Below are 16198 nucleotides of genomic sequence, written 5' to 3'. Positions count from 1 at the left end.
CGACGGGCGCCGGCCCCGGGACCGTCAGGGCCGGCCGAGCGGCACGCGGTCCGGCGGCGTCACGTCCTCCCAGTGCCCGACCAGCTCGCGGTAGGTGGTCGAGCGGGTCAGCAGGTCGTCGTGGCTGCCGACGAGCGGCCGGTCGCCGTCGAACACCAGCACCCGCCGGGCCCGGGTCGCCGAGCTGATCCGGTGCGCGATCACCACCAGGGTGCCGCCCCGGCGGGCGAAGGCGTGCTCGACGGTCGCCTCCAGGGTCGGGTCCAGGTGACACGTCGCCTCGTCGAGGATCACCAGCGGCGCCGGGGCGAGGTAGGCCCGGACCGCGGCGACGAGCTGACGCTCCCCGGCGGAGAGGGCGGCGGGATCGAGTTCGGCGTCCAGGCCACCGAGGCGGGCCACCAGGGGACCGGCGCCGAGGGTGCGCACGGCGGCCAGGACCGTCGCGTCGTCGGCGTCGGCGTGCAGGTAGCGGAGGTTGTCGCCGACGGAACCGGTACGCACGTACGCCTCCTGCGGCACCAGCACCCGCAGCCGGGCCAGCGCCTCCGGCGGTGTGCCGTCGACGGGTACGCCGGCCAGGTGGACCGTGCCCGACTCCGGTGACGCCAGCCCGGCGACGAGCGCGGCCAGGGTGGACTTGCCGGCGCCGCTCGGCCCCACCACGGCCAGGTGGTCGCCGGCCGCCACCGTCAGGGTGAGGTCCGCCAGGACGGGGCGGGCGTGCGGGCCGTACCGGAAGGTCAGCCCCCGCAGCGCGACCGCCGGCGGGTCGCCGACGGCGGCGGCCCACGGCGCCGGGCCGGCGGCGGCCGGTGAAGGACCGGCCGGGACGGCGGCGGGGCGGGACGGCGGGGCGGCGGCGGGGCGGGACGGCGGCGTGCTGGGCGGCGGAAGGGCGGGCCCCGGGGGCGGGCTGGTGCGCAGGATGCGGCCCAGGGTGACGGCGTAGCGCAGGCCGCCGCCGCCGACGCCCTGCACGACCGCGTGCAGGGCGGGTTGCAGCCCGGTGGTGACGTAGACCAGCGCGCCCAGCACGGCGCCGGCGCTCAGACCTTGCCGGACCAGCCACGGCGCGGCCAGCACCAGCACCGCCACGGGCAGCCAGCCGCCGACGCCGAGGCTGAGGCTGCGCAGTGCCGCCATCCGGGCCAGCGTCCGCTCCGCGTCGGCCTGCGCCGTGACCCGCCGGTCCACGTCGGACACCACGCGCTCCTGCGCGCCGCAGGCGACGACGTCGCGGTGCCCGGCCAGCGCCGACGCCGCCGAGCGGCCGAGCCGCTCGCCGGCGGTCACCTGGGCCCGCTGGTGCGCCACCATGGCCGGCAGCGACGCCCCGAACACGGCCAGCCCCACCACCAGCGGGGCGGCCACCGCACCGGCCAGCGGCGGGGCCAGCGCGAGCAGGCCGAGCAGCGCCGCGCCGGCGGTGAACAGGAACCCGCGGACCACCAGCAGCAGCCCGCCGAAGGTGTCCCGGACCACCTCGACCTGGTGGGTCAGCCGGGCCACGGTGGCGCTGTCCGCCCGGCCGCCGGCCCGGGTGGCGTCGTGCAGGGCCCCCCGCACCACCCGGGCGGCCAACTCGTCGCGGAACGGTTCCACCACGGCCCCGAGGCTGCGGTACACCTGCCCGGTGGCCGCCGCGCCCACCAGCACGGCCGCGGCGAGCCCGGCCAGCCAGGCCAGGCCGGTGCGGAACTCACCCGCCAGGAAACCCCGGTCGACGGCGCGGGCCACGAGCACCCCGCCGAGCAGCGCCGGCAGGGCCTCCACCGCCGACCAGGCGGCCAACCGGCCCAGGGCCCGCCGGCGGGCCCGCAGTGCCGCCCAGGTGCTGCGGCGTACGCCGGGGCCGCTCATCGGGCGTCTCCGCCGGGCGTGAAGACCGCCCGGTAGGCCGGGTCGGCCCAGAGCTGCCGGTGCGGCGCCACGGCCCGTAGCCGCCCGCCGTCGAGCCACGCCACCAGGTCGGCCGCCGCCGCCGTCGTCGCGCGGTGGGTCACCACGAGTCGGGTACGCCCACCGGCACCGGCCGCCACCGCCCGGGCGATCCGGTGTTCGGTCGCGGTGTCCAGGCTGGACGTGGCGTCGTCGAGGACGAGCAGCCGTTCGGCGGGGAACGCGCGGGCCAGCCCGAGGCGCTGCGCCTCACCGCCGGAGAGCGGCGCGTTCGCCAGCCGGGTGCGGAAGCCCTCGGGCAGCCGGGCGACGACGTCGGCGACCTGCGCCGCCCGCGCCGCGGCCAGCACCGCCGGGGTGGCCGGGGCGGTGCCGGCGGGCGGTCGCGCCGAGCCGGCGGGCAGCGAGAGCCCGATCGCGTCGTGCACCGTCTCGCCGACCAGCACGGGCCGGTCGAAGGCGTGGCCGACGGCCCGGCGCAGCGCGGACGGGTCGAGCCGGCGCAGCGGCACCCCGTCCAGCAGCACCTCGCCGGTCTCCGGGTCGTGCAGGCGGCCGGCAACCGCGGCGAGGGTCGACTTGCCGGCGCCGGAGCGGCCGACGACGGCCACCGTGGCGCCCGCCGGGACGGTCAGGTCGATCCCGTCGAGGACCGCCCGCCCGTCCTCGGCGCGTACGCCCACCCCGCGCAGCCGCAGTTCCCCCCGGCCGGGCGGCAGCGGCTCGGTGCCGTCGGGGCGTACGGGGTGGGCCAGCGGCTCGGCGATCCGGCCGGCCGCCGCGCGGGCGCGGACGAGGCGGTTCAAGGTGGCCAGCACCGCGCCCAGTCCGGCGCCGAGGGCCGCGTACTGCACGGCGGCGACCAGTTGGCCGGGGGAGAGCCAGCCGACGGTCAGCGCGTACCCGCCGACGGCCACGACGGCCACCTGAAGCAGCGGCCCCACGGCGGCGGTGCGGGCGCTCGCCCTGGCCAGCAGCCGCCAGCTGAGCAGCCCGTACCCGCGCAGTTCCGGCAGGGCCGCGAGCACCCGGTCGCGTTCCCGGTCGACGGTCGCGGCGGCGGCGATGGTGCGGGCGCCGCCGAGGGCCTCCAGCAGGCGCCCGGCGATGTCCCCCAGCACCCGCTGGTAGCCGGCGACGGCGGCGGAGGCGTCGGTGACGAAGGCGCGCATGAGCAGCGTGAGCAGGGCCAGCCCGCCGAGGAGGGTGACGCCGAGCAGCGGTTCGAGCAGGGTGAGCGCCACGACGCTGCCGACCGGGGGGAGCAGCGCGACGACGCCGAACACCACGGCGGTGCCGGCCTGCCCGGCCTCGGCGGCCTGCCCGACGAGCCGACCGACCAGGTCGCCCACGGGGTGGCGGCGGACGGTGCGGACGTCGCAGGCGAACAGGTGCCGCAGCAGGCGCCGGCGCAGCCGCGCCGTGGCCCGGGCCGCGCCGTACCCGCTGGCCACGTCGGCGAGGACGTCGGTGACCATGAGGACGGCGATCAGGCCGCAGGCGGCGGCCGGCCACCAGACGCCGCGGTCGCCGCCGACGGCGGCGTCGACCGCGAGCCCGAGCGCGGCGGGCAGGGCGAGTTCGGCGGCGGCGCCGGTGAGCGAGACCGTGCCGAGCAGGACCGTCCACCCGCCGCCGTCGCGGACCACCCGCCGCAGCAGCCGGTCGGAGCCGGTCGGCGTCCCCATGGCTTCTCCCGCGAAAGACGTGCGGCCCTGGGCGGACACGGCGTCCGCCCAGGGCCTCGCGTGATGACCTGGTCAGTTGCAGGTCGTGACGGACAGCGAGCTGTCGCCGCAGAGCAGCAGGCTCGCGCGGCTTCCACCGCCGGTGCGGTCGGCGGGGGCCATCTCCATGCCCTGAAGGTCGAGAAGCGCCATGTCGATCATCTCCTTCTGTGCTGTTCGGTCGGATGGTCCTGTGCTGGATGTCGCCCGTGAGGGCGTCCGGCTCAGTTGCAGGTCGTGACGGACAGCGAGCTGTCGCCGCAGAGCAGCAGGCTCGCCCGGCTGCCACCGCCGGTGCGGTCGGCGGGGGCCATCTCGAGGCCCTGGAGGTCCAGAAGCGCCATGTCGTGTCACCTCCTTCCGTGCTGGTCGGACGGATCGGTCGCCCTCGCCGAGGCGAGGGAGTCGGGGGCGCCCGCCAGGGGCGCGAGGAACGGCAGGCGCACCGGGTCGTCGGGCCGTGCGGCGGCCAGCGCCAGCAGCACGCCGGCGGTGCCGGTGCCAAGGTCCATGGACAGCCGCAGCAACTGCTCGCCCGGGAAGGCGGTGCCGTCGCGGTAGGGCAGGGCGTGCCAGGCCAGCCGGGCCACCTGGGCGTCGCGTTCGCGGCAGAGCCCCGGATCGTCGGGGTACGCCGCCAGGTAGGCGATGATGCCGGCTCGTCCGGCGAAGAGGCCGGACTGCGCGTAGAACGGTGACCGGGCGGCGCGGCGTACGCCGGCGCTGGCCTCGGCGAACCGCTCGTCGGCGCGGTGCCGCAGGTACTCGTCGAGCACCAGCCCGATGCCGACGCTGCCCTGCCCGAGGTAGGGCATGGTGCGCCAGCCCTCGTTGACCTCCAGCGCGCCGTCGGGGCGCACCACGCAGCGGCGCAGGTCCTGGCGCAGGGCCGTGGCGGCGTGGTCCAGCAGGGCCTCGTCGCCGGTCAGCTCGTGCAGCCGCACCAGCAGCAGCGCCGGTCCGGTGCGGCCTCGCAGCAGCCCGGCGTACGGGTTGCGCCCACCGCTGATGTCCGGCCCCGGGTCGTCGGCGAGCTGGTCGACCACCCGCTCGGCAGCCCGCCAGGCCGCGTCGCGCAGGGCCGTCTCGCCGGTGCGTCCGGCCAGCTCGGCCAGGTTGAGCGCGATGCCGGCGAGGCCGCCCGAGAGGCTGTGGTCCAGGCCGTCCAGCGGCTGGCGCAGGCAGATGTCGAGCACGTCGAGGGCGTCCTGCCGGCGGCCGAGCGCCTCCAGGGCGTACGCGACGCCGTGCAGGCCGTCGTAGAAGCCGCACCGGGTGCCGGAGGCGGGTGCCGTGGCGTGGCGGACCAGCCACTGCTCGTGTTCCGGCCACCGTCCGGCGCCGCTGACGTGCAGGGCGTACAGGACGCCGGCGGCGCCGTGGGCGAGGTTGAGCCCGCCGCTGCGGAACTGCTCGATGTCGCCGGGGAAGAGCCGGTCGTCCCGGTCGGGTGTCGCGCTGGCGAGGATCGCCCGGGTGAGCCGGTCCCGGTGGGCCGGCCCGACGTCGACGGTGAGGTCGGGTGCCTCTCCGGCGTCCGCCGGGGCGGCGCCGGTGATCTCCCGTACGGCGTCGTCGAGGAGTTCCCTTGGCACCGGGAAGTGCGCGGCGATCACGTCGGCGAGGTGCGCGGCCTTGTCCGGCCCGAGCCTGACGAGCTGGGTCAGCGGCAGGAACAGCGCCAGCCGCAGGCAGGCCAGGGCGTACCGGTCGACGGCGGGACCGGTGCGGTCCCGGGGCGCGGCGAAGCCCTGGTTGCGCAGTCCCGGCCGGCGGTGTCCGTCGATCGGCGCGGCGACCTCGAAGTCGACAAGCGCGATCCGGTCGTCCGGGCGGACCATGACGTTGAACAGGTGCAGGTCGCCGTAGACCAGGCCGCGGTCGTGGATCGCCGTGACGACCTCCTCGACCTGCCGGTGCACGTCCAGCGCCCAGCGGGTGTAGTCGGCGCGGTCGGCGTCCGTGGCGTCGGCGTCGATCAGCGGGTACCGGTCGACCAGGACCTTGTTGAGCGGGCGGCCCTCGATGAACTCCAGCGCGAGGAACCGGTGCTCGCCGAGGGCGAACTCGTCGTGCACCCGAGGCACCTGCGGCAGGTCGGCCAGCCGGCGCAGCGCGTCGGCCTCCCGGGCCAGACGGGCGACCGCGTCGGCGCCGTCGGCGTCGAGACCGGCGTGCGGCCGGGCCTCCTTCAGCACCAGCTGGTCGTCGGTCCGCACGTCCCGGCCGACGTAGAGGCCGCCGCCGTTGGAGAAGTGGATGACCTTCTCGATCCGGTACGGCACCTCGTTGGTGCTGGTGGCGTTGCGGGCGGCCAGGTGCGGGCCGAGGAAGTCGGGCAGCGTCACCCAGGACGGCACGTGGAACACCGGGTCGCGGCGGTCGGGCACCAGCGTGCCCGTGTCGTCCTCGATCGCCGGGACCACCTGGCCGTCGGGGGAGTGGCAGTACCGCGCGGCGAAGCCGCCGTAGCGTACGTGCACCGGGCCGGCGCCGTAACGCAGGTCGCTGAGGATGTACGGGCCGGCCTCGCCGGCGAGCAGCTCGTCGAGCTCCTTGCAGACCAGCTCCAGCTCCGCGTCGTCGCGGGGGTACACGGTGACGAACTTGCCGCTGGCCGCCCGGGAGGCGTACTTGGAGTTGCGCAGCAGCAGGGTGCGCGGGCCCCGCAGGAACTTGAAGGACAGTCCGCGCGGGACGCAGTAGTCCCAGACGGCGTCCAGCACCCGCTCGGCGTTGTCCAGCGTCGCCGACACGTGGATCTTCCAGCCCTGCTGGGGCAGCGTGCCGCCCTCGAGGGCGTAGATAAGCCAGTCGTCGAGCGGCTCGGAGCGCCAGCCGTCGGGGACGGGCCGCTGCGCCGCCGCGAAGGTGGGCTGCTCGACCGCGCTGCCGAGGGAGTCGTAGAAGAGCCGGTCGGCGGCGCAGTAGCTGTCGTAGCGCTCGTCCACCCTGGCCACTCCCTCCGCTGTTCGGTCGGTGCCTGCGTCGTTCGGCCGATGCCATCGCCCTGCTGACGGATCTGAGTCTGTCCGTTCGGGCCATGGCGGTTCCAGTGCGTTCAGTCATGACGACGAATGCGTGCCGCACGGGTCGGCCGTGACAAAAGTCAGTTGCGCCCGAGGTGCGCGGTGCTCCGCCGGCGGGTCGCCGACCGCACGGTGGACGGTGCCCCCGCCCGTCCCGGGGCGGTACGGTGCTCGCCGTGACCGCAGACGATCACCCCTCCGTCGCCGGCGCCGGGCCCGTCGCCGTGCTGGCCAACCCGACCGCTGGCCGGGGTCGGCACCGAGGGCTGCTGCCGCAGGTCCTGCACCGGCTCGCGGCTGCCGGCCGGCCGGTACGCCCGCTGCACGCGCAGACCGCCGACGAGGCCGAGGCGGCCTGCCGGGCGGCGGTGCGCGACGGGGCGTCGGCCCTGGTCGCGGTCGGCGGCGACGGGACCGTGCACCGCGCGGTGCAGGCGGTCGCCGGGACAGGGGTCCCGTTCGGCCCGGTGCCGGCCGGGACCGGCAACGACTTCGCCGCCGACACCGGCTTCCCGGCCGACCCGCTCGCCGCCGTCGACGTGATCGCGGCGGCGCTGCGCGACGGCCGCACCCGCCCGGTGGACCTGGCCCGGATGACGGGGGCCGACGGTACGGACCGGTGGTACGGCGCGGTGCTCGCGGCCGGTTTCGACGCGATCGTCAACGAGCGCGCCAACCGGATGCGCTGGCCGAGCGGCCCGCGCCGCTACGACCTGGCGATCCTGGTCGAACTGGCCCGGCTGCGCCCGCGCCGCTACACCCTGCGCCTCGACGGGGTGCCGCACGAGGTCGACGCCGTGCTGGTGGCGGTGGGCAACTGCGCCAGCTACGGCGGCGGCATGCGGATCTGCCCGGACGCGGACCCGACCGACGGACTGCTCGACGTGGTGGTGGGCGGCCGGTTCCACCGGCGCACCCTGATGCGGGTCAAGCCGCGCATCTACCGGGGCACCCACGTGACGCACCCGCTGGTGCGCAGCTACCGCGCCCGTACGGTCGAGCTGAGCGCCGAGGGCATCACCACGTACGCCGACGGCGAGCGCGCCCTGGCCCTCCCCCTGACCGTCACGGCCACCCCCGCCGCCCTCCACCTCCTCCGCTGACCCCTCCCGCCCCGCCCGCTCCTCCCCGCCCGCCCCGCGCCGATCATGCAGTCGTGGTGTCCAGCGCAAGCCGCGTATGCACGCAAAACCGGCACCAGAAGTGCATGATCGACTCGTCGAGGGCGTCGAGGGCGTCGAGGGCGTCGAGGGCGTCGAGGGCGTCGAGGGCGTCGAGGGCGTCGAGGGCGTCGAGGGCGTCGAGGGCGTCGAGGGCGTCGAGGGCGTCGAGGGCGTCGAGGGCGTCGAGGGAGTGGGGGAGTGCGTCAGGGGGTTGTGCGGGTGATGCGGTCTAGCCATTCGGTCAGCAGGGCGCGTTCCGCGGGGGTGAAATCCGTGGTGAGGGTGTCGAGGGCGGCGCGCAGCGCCACCGCGTGCCGGACCGGACGGTCGGCCCGGGAGGTCGCCCGGGCGGCGGGGGAGTCGGTGACCAGGGCGGCGAGCACCGCCTCCCGGGTCCGGGTCGACAGGGCCGGGTCGCGCCCCGGCGGCGGCGTCCGGATCAGGGTGAGGGTGACCCCGCACGCGGTGGCGTGCAGCATCTCGGTCGCCTGGTCGACGCTCGTGCGCAGTCGACCCGCCTCGGCCACCCGGTGCACGAGCTGGCGCAGGATGTCGGCCGCGACCCGGGCCGCGGTCGGGGTCTCGCCGGGGCGCGGGTCGCCGTACATGAGGGCGTGGAACGCCGGGTTGGCCACGCCGAAGCCGACGTGCAGGTCCCAGCCCCGGCGCAGGTCGTCGACCGGGTCGTCGGCGAGGTCCCCGGCCGCCTGGGCGTGCAGGTACGCGGCGAACCCGTAGCTGGCCGCCGCGTCCAGCAGGCCGCGCATGTCGCCGAACTGGCGGTAGATGGTGGGCGCCTGCACCCCCGCCGCCCGGGTGACCGCGCGGGTGGAGACGGCCTCCCGGCCGCCCTCGGCGAGCAGTGCGGCGGCGGCCCGGACGATCCGGTCCCGGGGCGACGTCTCGGTGATCATGGCAGCGACGATAACGCCTTCGCGTTAGCGCCAGATGTTAACGGTGCTGTCGGCGTGCCGTTAGCGCTGCTGCTCGACGCCGGCCAGGTCCAGGACGGCGCCCAGCCCGTTGGCCCGGCCCGCCTCGGCGGCCGGCAGCACCAGCACCGCGCACCCGGCCTTGACGGCCCCCGCGTCGGCCGGGGTGTCGCCCACCATCAGCGTCCGCTCCGGATCGACGCCGAGCATCCCGCAGGCACGCAGGAAGATCCCCGGGTCCGGCTTGCAGCGCCCCACCTCGTACGAGAGCACGAACGCGTCGACCAGCCCGGCCAGCCCCCAGGCCTCGAAGTGCGGCCGGATGTCGAAGCCGATGTTGCTGACGACGGCCACCCGGACGCCCCCGGCCCGCAGCGCCCCCAGGGTCGCCGCGGTGTCCGGGTAGGGCACCCAGCCCTCGGGCACCAGCACCCGCTCGTAGAGCGCCTCCGCGAAGCCCTCGATGCCCGCGTCCACGGTCTCGGCCAGCCCGGTGTAGGCGCCCCGGTGGGCGTGCGGGTAGAGGTCCCGGTCGGCCCAGAGCTCGGCCAGCCGGGGCGGTACCCGGGTGGGCAGCGGCCCGCCCGCCCGGCCGGCGGTCAGCAGCCGGTCGGCCAGCGCGGTGGCCCGCATCCGCTCCAGGCTCACCCCGCAGGCGGCGGCGGCCGCGAGCACCCAGTCCCGGGGCTCCTCCACCTGGGCGAGGGTGCCGTGGAAGTCGAGCAGGACCGCCTCCACCGGCCGGCGGGACGGACCCGGGCGGACGGCGTCGTCGGCGCCGCGCGAGGCGTGGGGCGGTTCGGCATGATCCGGCACGTCGTGCACCCTACCGACCGCCGCCGACCCCCCTGCCGGTTGGCCTTGTCCGGTGGCTGTCGGCGGCACGCATTAATCTTGGAGGCATGTCGAGCCCCGCCGAGCGGTACGCCGCGGCGCGCCGCCGGGCCGCGCAGGCCTCACAGTTCCCGGCACTTGACGAGTTCGCCCTCGATCTGGGGTTCGACCTCGACGACTTCCAGCGGGAGGCGTGCCAGGCGCTGGAACGGGGCAGCGGCGTCCTGGTCTGCGCCCCGACCGGCGCCGGCAAGACGGTGGTCGGCGAGTTCGCCGTACACCTGGCGCTGCGCGGCACGCCGGCGCCCGCTGCCGGCGACGGGGCCCCGCCCCGCCGGCGCAAGTGCTTCTACACCACCCCGATCAAGGCCCTGTCGAACCAGAAGTACCACGACCTGGTCGACCGCTACGGCGCCGAGCAGGTCGGGCTGCTCACCGGCGACAACGCCATCAACGGCGACGCCCCGGTGGTGGTGATGACCACCGAGGTGCTGCGCAACATGCTCTACGCCGGCTCGGCCACCCTCGACGGCCTGGCGTACGTGGTGATGGACGAGGTGCACTACCTCGCCGACCGGTTCCGCGGCGGGGTGTGGGAAGAGGTGATCATCCACCTGCCCGCCTCGGTCACCCTGGTCTCCCTGTCGGCCACCGTGTCCAACGCCGAGGAGTTCGCCGACTGGCTGGTCACCGTGCGCGGCGAGACGGCCGTGGTGGTCAGCGAGCACCGCCCGGTGCCGCTGTGGCAGCACATGCTGGTCGGCAAGCGGATGTTCGACCTGTTCCACGACGCTGACGCCGCCCGCAAGCACGACGTACACCCCGAGCTGCTGCGCTACACCCGCGACACCATGCGCCGGCTGGAGCTCGGCGAGGGGCGTAGCGCCGGTCCCGGCGGCGGCCGGCGCGGGCCCCGCTGGCGCGGGCCCCGCTGGCGCGGCCCGATGCGCCCCGACATCGTCGACCGGCTCGACCGGGAGGGGCTGCTGCCGGCGATCCTGTTCATCTTCAGCCGCGCCGGCTGCGCCGCCGCAGTGCAGCAGTGCCTCGCGGCGGGCCTGCGGCTCACCTCCCCCGAGGAGCGGGCCGAGATCCGCCGCGTCGTCGAGTCGCGGGTCACCGCCATCCCCGGCGAGGACCTGACCGTCCTCGGCTACTGGGAGTGGCTCGACGGCCTCGAGCGCGGCCTGGCCGCCCACCACGCCGGCATGCTGCCGGTGTTCAAGGAGGTCGTCGAGGAGCTCTTCGTCCGGGGCCTGGTCAAGGCGGTCTTCGCCACCGAGACGCTCGCCCTGGGCATCAACATGCCGGCCCGCTGCGTCGTGCTGGAACGCCTGGTGAAATACAACGGCGAGGCGCACGTCGACCTGACGCCGGGGGAGTACACCCAGCTCACGGGCCGTGCCGGCCGGCGGGGCATCGACGTCGAGGGGCACGCCGTCGTCGTCTGGTCCCCGGAGACCGACCCCCGGCACGTGGCCGGTCTCGCCTCCACCCGCACGTACCCGCTGCGGTCCAGCTTCCGGCCGTCCTACAACATGGCGGTCAACCTGGTCGGCACGGTCGGTGCCGAGCCAGCCCGCGCGCTGCTGGAGTCCTCGTTCGCCCAGTTCCAGGCGGACCGGTCGGTGGTCGGCCTGGCCCGCCAGGTGCAGCGCAACACCGAGACCATCGAGGCGTACGGCGCGGAGGCGGCCTGCCACCACGGCGACTTCGACGAGTACTTCGCGCTGCGGGTGGCGATCGGCGAGCGGGAGCGGGCCATCGCCCGGCAGGGGCAGAGCCAGCGCAAGGCCGCCGCAGTGGCCTCGCTGGAGCGGCTGCGGATCGGCGACGTGATCCGGGTGCCGTCGGGCCGGCGGGCCGGCCTGGCCGTCGTGCTCGACCCGGCCACCGGCGGCTTCGGCGAGCCCCGGCCGCTGGTGCTGACCCAGGACCGCTGGGCGGGCCGGGTCAGTCCGGGGGACTTCACCACCCCGGCCGAGGTGCTGGCGCGGATCCGGGTGCCGAAGCACTTCAACCACCGGTCCCCGGCGGCCCGGCGCGATTTGGCCGCCGAGGTCAGCGGCACCGGGCTGGACCGGCACGGCGGCCGCCGCGGCGGCCGGTCCCGGCAGGCCGTCGGCGAGGACCACCGGCTCAGCCAGCTCCGCACCGAGCTGCGCCGGCATCCCTGCCACGCCTGCCCCGACCGCGAGGAGCACGCCCGCTGGGCGGAGCGGCGCCGCCGCCTGGAGAACGACACCGAGGAACTGCGGCAGCGGGTGGCCGGCCGGACCGGCTCGCTGGCCCGCACGTTCGACCGGATCGTGGCGCTGCTCACCGCCCGGGGCTATCTGGCGCCCGACGGCGCGGTGACCGACGCCGGCCGGATGCTCGGCCGGATCTGGACCGAGGCGGACCTGCTGGTCGCCGAGTGCCTGCGGCGCGGGGTGTGGGACGGGCTCTCCCCGGCCGAACTGGCGGCGGCGGTCTCCGTGGTGGTCTTCGAGGCGCGCCGCGACGTCGACGAGCGGGCGTCGCTGCCGCGTGGCCCCGTGGCCGAGGCGGTCGACGAGACGCTCAAGCTGTGGAGCGAGATCGAGGCCGACGAGGCGGCCCGGGGCCTCACCGTCACCCGCGAGCCCGACCTCGGCTTCGCCTGGCCGGTCTACCGCTGGGCGCGGGGCGAGGCGCTCGCGAAGGTCCTCGGCAGCGGCCACGAGATCGACGGCGAGATGCCGGCCGGCGACTTCGTCCGCTGGGCGCGGCAGGTGGTCGACCTGCTCGGCCAGCTCGCCGACTCCGGCGGCGCCTCGGCGGAGCTCAGGTCCACCGCCCGGCAGGCGATCGGTGCCGTGAACCGGGGTGTGCTGGCCTACCACGCCCCGGCCTGACCGTCACTTTCTGTCACCGGATATCGAAATCGACGCATCGCTTAGTCACCGCGACGGCACCCCCCGAATTGTCCGGGGGGTGCCGTTGTGCCTGGTCACGGCATCCCTGATCATTGCTCGGGCGCGGGATCGCGCGTCGGTGGAACGATCTGGGAGAAGGCCGCCGTGGCGGAGATCAATCACTTCGAGTACGGGTGGATCACCCCCGCGCTCAGCTACGCGCTGTCGGTGCTGGGCTCGGCCCTGGGGCTGATCTGCGCGGGCCGGATCCGCACGGCGGGCAGCGCGGGCCAGCGGGCCTGGTGGGGAACCCTGGCGGCCTGGGCCATCGGTGGCACCGCCATCTGGACCATGCACTTCATGGCGATGCTCGGCTTCGCCGTCGAGGGCACCCGGATCCGGTACGACGTGCCGATCACCGCGGCCAGCGCGATGATCGCGGTGATCGCGGTCGGCATCGGCCTGGCCATCGTGGGCACCGGGCGGTTCTCCGCCGTGCGGCTGCTCGCCGGCGGGCTGTTCACGGGCGCGGGGGTCGCCGCGATGCACTACACCGGCATGGCGGCCATGCGGCTCAACGGCCGGATCGACTACGACACCACCCGGGTCGTGCTGTCGGTCGTGATCGCGGTGGTCGCGGCCACGGTGGCGCTCTGGCTCGCGATGACCGTCCGCCGGGGGCTGGCGATCGTCGGCTCGGCGCTGCTGATGGGTGTCGCCGTCAACGGCATGCACTTCACCGGGATGAGCGCCATGTCGGTGCATCCGCACTCCGGGCAGGGCGAGGTGGTGGGCGCCGGCGTCAGCACCCTGCTCGTGCCGATCATCCTCGCCGTGGTGTTCGGCGTGGTCGGGCTGGTCTACGCGCTGCTCGCCGCCCCCACCGCCGAGGACCGGGCCGCCGCCGCGTACTTCGACACCCTGCGAGGCCCGGAGCCGGCCGAGGCCTCGCCGCCGCCGGACCCGGTGGGGCTGCGGGCCCGGTCCACGCTCGGCCGGCCGGGCACCCCGTTCCCGTCCCGTCGGGACAACCCGCCGCGCTGACCGGCCGGCGGGCCAACACGGCCGCCGGAAAGATGCCGGCACGGACCTGCGGTCCCGTCCGCCCCGGTGCCGGCCCGCTGTCGGCCGTGCGCGCGCATGGCCATGCCCGCGGCCGGGCCGGGCCGTGCGCGCGACTGGCCGTGCCCGTGAGCAGGTCAGGACCGCTGCGCGAGGGCGTCGACCAGGCGGCGTGCCGAGCCCGCGAGGTTCCACTCGGCGGCCAGCTCCAGCAGCCGGTCGGGGTCGGCCGGCGCGGTCGGCAGCTCGGTGGCCAGCTCGGGCAGCGGCACGTCGAGGGCGACCCGGACCACCTGCGGCGCGACGGCCAGGTAGTCCCGCGCGGCGGCGAGCTTGGTGCGCAGCCCGGGGGCGAAGCCGGAGTTGGGCTCGTCCAGGGCGGCCAGGATGCCGGCGATGTCGCCGTAGCGCTCGACGAGCCGGGCGGCCGTTTTCTCGCCCACGCCCGCCACCCCGGGCAGCCCGTCGCTGGGGTCGCCCCGCAGGGCGGCGAAGTCGGCGTAGCGGTCGGCCGGCACCCCGTAGCGGGCGCGCACCGCGGCGTCGTCGCAGTCGTCGAGCTTGGCCACGCCCCGCCCGACGTAGAGCAGCCGCACGGGGCGTGCGTCGTCGACGAGCTGGAACAGGTCCCGGTCGCCGGAGACCACCTCGACCGGCGCCGGCTGGGTCACCGAGAGGGTGCCGAGCACGTCGTCGGCCTCGTAGCCGGTCGCGCCGACGTGGGCGATGCCGACGGCGTCGAGCACCTCCAGGATCAGCGGGACCTGCGGGCTGAGCGTGTCGGGCACCACCTCGCCGCCCTCGGGGGCCACCCGGTGCGCCTTGTAGGACGGCAGCAACGCCACCCGCCAGTCGGGCCGCCAGTCGTGGTCCATCGCGCAGACCATCCGGTCGGGCCGGCGGGTGCGGATCAGGCTCGCCAGCATGTCGAGGAAGCCGCGCACCGCGTTGACGGGGCTGCCGTCGGCGGCCCGGGCCGCCGACTCGGGAATGCCGAAGTAGGCCCGGAAGTAGAGACTGGGCGCGTCGATGAGCAGGATCGGGGGTCGCTGTGCCACGCCCGACAGCCTGGCACACCCCACCGACGATCAGGGGGCGCGGCGCGGCGGGTCAGGGACGTTCGTGGTCGCGGTACAGGGTCTCGCGGCGGGCCACGTACTGCAGGCCGTAGCTGGCGAGCAGCAGCACGATCGCGACCGCCACCTCGAGCCAGGCCGCCGTGCCGTCGGCGACGGTCAGCCCGACGACCAGCAGCACCAGGCCCACCACCGCGAGGAGGCCCGCCCAGAGCAGCCGGCGGCGTCGGGTCGCGGCGCGCTCGGAGTCCGTCGCTGCCACGGCGGTCGCTCCTTCCCGTCGGCGACCCGTCCGCGCCCAGCCTATCGGCGGGTACGGCCGGCGGCGGCGGAACCGGGCTGCGGAAGCGCCGTCCCCGGGCGCAGACTTGCCGGTGTGACCTTCGTTGCCGGCCTGACGCTGGGCCGCCGGTTCCACGACGAGGTGCTGGCGCCGATCCTGCGTCGCCGCCTTCCCGACCTGCCGTACGCGGCCGGGCTGCTCGACGGCGGCTCGGAACTGCTCGGCCTGGACACGCCGCGCTCCACCGACCACGACTGGGGCCCGCGGGGGCAGCTCTTCGTCGCAGCGCCGGACGCGGCGCGCATCCCGGCCCTGCGCGCGGCGCTGGACGCGGCGCTGCCGGCGGAGTTCCTCGGCTGGCCGACCCGGTTCACCGGGCACGGCAGGCTGGGGGTTGCCGACCCGGCGGGCAGCCGCCACGGCGTCACGGTCCACGAACTGGGCGGCTGGTGGCACGACCGGCTGGGCTTCGACCCGGCCGGCGGCGTCGGCACGGCCGACTGGCTGGCCACGCCGACACAGCGGCTGGCCGAGGTGACCGGCGGCGAGGTGTTCCACGACGGCCTCGACGGCGCGCTGACCGGGGCCCGGGCGGCGCTGGCGTGGTACCCGGACGACGTGTGGCGGCACGTGCTCGCCGCCGCGTGGACCCGCGTCGCGCAGGCCGAGCACCTGCCCGGCCGCTGCGCGGAGAGCGGCGACGACCTGGGCAGCCGGGTGGTCGCCGCCGGGCTGGCCCGGGACCTGATGCGCCTCGGCCTGCTGCTGCACCGCCGCTGGCCCCCGTACGACAAGTGGCTGGGCACGGTGTTCGCCCGGCTGCCGGACGCGGCGCCCGTCGTCGCGGCCCTGGCCGACGCGCTCGGCCCGGCCGACTGGCGGGGGCGGGAGGACGGGCTGGTCCGGGCGTTGGCGGCGGTCGCCGCGTGGACCGACGGCACTGGCCTGGCGGCGCCGGTGCGCGCCCGGCCCCGACCGTTTCACGCCCGGCCGTTCCTGGTCCTGGACGCGGGTCGCCTCGCCGCCGCGCTGCGCGCCGCCATCACCGACCCGGCCCTGCGCGCGCGGGCGCCGCTCGGCGCGGTGGACCAGTACGTCGACAGCGTCGACGTGCTGACCCACGCGCACCGGGTCCGCCGGCTCGCCGCCGCGCTGCCGGTCGCGGCCGACGGGCCGGACTGAGATCGTCGCGCTCTGGTCGTGCCGGGTGACGGCCGGCCCACCAGGTGAAAGCCGCACCCCGCACGGGACCGGCCGAAGCGCCCGCAATTCCTCCCAGGGCCTGCGGAAGCCGCATTACGGCGGCCGGAGGCT

The 16198-nt window shown here is 76.3% G+C and carries 14 protein-coding genes; 5 read left to right on the top strand and 9 right to left on the bottom strand.

Annotated features, from left to right (window positions below):
- Positions 1–24 precede the first annotated feature (24 nt).
- From RM555_RS17410 to lanKC, 5 genes are all read right to left on the bottom strand, one after another.
- On the bottom strand, positions 25–1863 hold the full coding sequence (locus RM555_RS17410) for an ABC transporter ATP-binding protein (protein WP_311412745.1): 1839 nt from the start codon (positions 1861–1863) through the stop codon (positions 25–27).
- Entirely contained in the window at positions 1860–3590 is a 1731-nt protein-coding gene (locus RM555_RS17405) for an ABC transporter ATP-binding protein (RefSeq protein WP_311412744.1), read from the bottom strand. Before RM555_RS17405 ends, RM555_RS17410 begins: the two co-directional genes overlap by 4 nt.
- Before the next feature lie 72 nt (positions 3591–3662).
- Positions 3663–3782, bottom strand: a complete 120-nt coding sequence (locus RM555_RS17400) for a SapB/AmfS family lanthipeptide (RefSeq protein WP_089003486.1) — start codon at positions 3780–3782, stop codon at positions 3663–3665.
- 71 nt (positions 3783–3853) lie between these two features.
- Positions 3854–3973 carry a SapB/AmfS family lanthipeptide gene (locus tag RM555_RS17395; RefSeq protein WP_013734295.1) on the bottom strand — a complete coding sequence of 40 codons (120 nt, stop codon included), beginning with the start codon at positions 3971–3973 and terminating at the stop codon, positions 3854–3856.
- Positions 3974–3979: 6 nt separating this feature from the next.
- Positions 3980–6580 carry a class III lanthionine synthetase LanKC gene (gene lanKC, locus RM555_RS17390; protein ID WP_311412743.1) on the bottom strand — a complete coding sequence of 867 codons (2601 nt, stop codon included), beginning with the start codon at positions 6578–6580 and terminating at the stop codon, positions 3980–3982.
- Positions 6581–6825: 245 nt separating this feature from the next.
- Between lanKC and RM555_RS17385 the strand changes: the two genes are divergently transcribed.
- Positions 6826–7761: a diacylglycerol kinase gene (locus RM555_RS17385; protein WP_311412742.1), complete on the top strand. Its 936-nt coding sequence runs from the start codon at positions 6826–6828 to the stop codon at positions 7759–7761.
- Positions 7762–7861: 100 nt separating this feature from the next.
- A complete protein-coding gene (locus tag RM555_RS17380; RefSeq protein ID WP_311412741.1) occupies positions 7862–8044 on the top strand; it encodes a hypothetical protein in 183 nt (60 codons plus the stop codon).
- Here the strand turns inward: RM555_RS17380 and RM555_RS17375 are convergent.
- Positions 8025–8735, bottom strand: coding sequence for a TetR/AcrR family transcriptional regulator (locus RM555_RS17375; RefSeq protein ID WP_311412740.1), 711 nt, complete (start codon positions 8733–8735; stop codon positions 8025–8027). The two genes, RM555_RS17380 and RM555_RS17375, sit on opposite strands and share 20 nt — an antisense overlap.
- Positions 8736–8795: 60 nt before the next feature.
- The gene (locus tag RM555_RS17370) at positions 8796–9569 is read right to left on the bottom strand and encodes an HAD family hydrolase (RefSeq protein ID WP_396888791.1); all 774 of its coding nucleotides are present in this window, start codon (positions 9567–9569) and stop codon (positions 8796–8798) included.
- An 86-nt stretch (positions 9570–9655) separates the two neighbouring features.
- On the opposite strand from RM555_RS17370, the gene RM555_RS17365 reads away from it, so the two are divergent.
- Both RM555_RS17365 and RM555_RS17360 read left to right on the top strand, forming a co-directional pair.
- Positions 9656–12463, top strand: a complete 2808-nt coding sequence (locus RM555_RS17365; RefSeq protein WP_311412739.1) for a DEAD/DEAH box helicase — start codon at positions 9656–9658, stop codon at positions 12461–12463.
- Positions 12464–12628: 165 nt separating this feature from the next.
- Positions 12629–13507, top strand: coding sequence for an MHYT domain-containing protein (locus RM555_RS17360; protein WP_311412738.1), 879 nt, complete (start codon positions 12629–12631; stop codon positions 13505–13507).
- 155 nt (positions 13508–13662) lie between these two features.
- Here RM555_RS17360 and RM555_RS17355 read toward each other — a convergent pair whose 3' ends face one another.
- Positions 13663–14583 carry a 5'-3' exonuclease gene (locus RM555_RS17355; protein ID WP_311412737.1) on the bottom strand — a complete coding sequence of 307 codons (921 nt, stop codon included), beginning with the start codon at positions 14581–14583 and terminating at the stop codon, positions 13663–13665.
- A 52-nt stretch (positions 14584–14635) separates the two neighbouring features.
- Entirely contained in the window at positions 14636–14863 is a 228-nt protein-coding gene (locus tag RM555_RS17350; protein WP_311412736.1) for a hypothetical protein, read from the bottom strand.
- A 114-nt stretch (positions 14864–14977) separates the two neighbouring features.
- Between RM555_RS17350 and RM555_RS17345 the strand changes: the two genes are divergently transcribed.
- Positions 14978–16066: a DUF4037 domain-containing protein gene (locus RM555_RS17345; protein WP_311412735.1), complete on the top strand. Its 1089-nt coding sequence runs from the start codon at positions 14978–14980 to the stop codon at positions 16064–16066.
- Positions 16067–16198 lie beyond the last annotated feature (132 nt).

Origin of the sequence: Micromonospora reichwaldensis, assembly GCF_031845925.1 — a bacterium.
In the GTDB taxonomy this organism is placed as follows: domain Bacteria; phylum Actinomycetota; class Actinomycetes; order Mycobacteriales; family Micromonosporaceae; genus Micromonospora; species Micromonospora reichwaldensis.
This window is presented reverse-complemented; position numbering and strand designations above follow the sequence as displayed.

Bases quoted from the DNA above. Each gene is read 5' to 3' on its own strand.
- RM555_RS17410 (WP_311412745.1), bottom strand. From the start codon at position 1,863: ATGAGCGGCCCCGGCGTACGCCGCAGCACCTGGGCGGCACTGCGGGCC.
- RM555_RS17405 (WP_311412744.1), bottom strand. From the start codon at position 3,590: ATGGGGACGCCGACCGGCTCCGACCGGCTGCTGCGGCGGGTGGTCCGC.
- RM555_RS17400 (WP_089003486.1), bottom strand. From the start codon at position 3,782: ATGGCGCTTCTCGACCTTCAGGGCATGGAGATGGCCCCCGCCGACCGC.
- RM555_RS17395 (WP_013734295.1), bottom strand. From the start codon at position 3,973: ATGGCGCTTCTGGACCTCCAGGGCCTCGAGATGGCCCCCGCCGACCGC.
- RM555_RS17375 (WP_311412740.1), bottom strand. From the start codon at position 8,735: ATGATCACCGAGACGTCGCCCCGGGACCGGATCGTCCGGGCCGCCGCC.
- RM555_RS17365 (WP_311412739.1), top strand. From the start codon at position 9,656: ATGTCGAGCCCCGCCGAGCGGTACGCCGCGGCGCGCCGCCGGGCCGCG.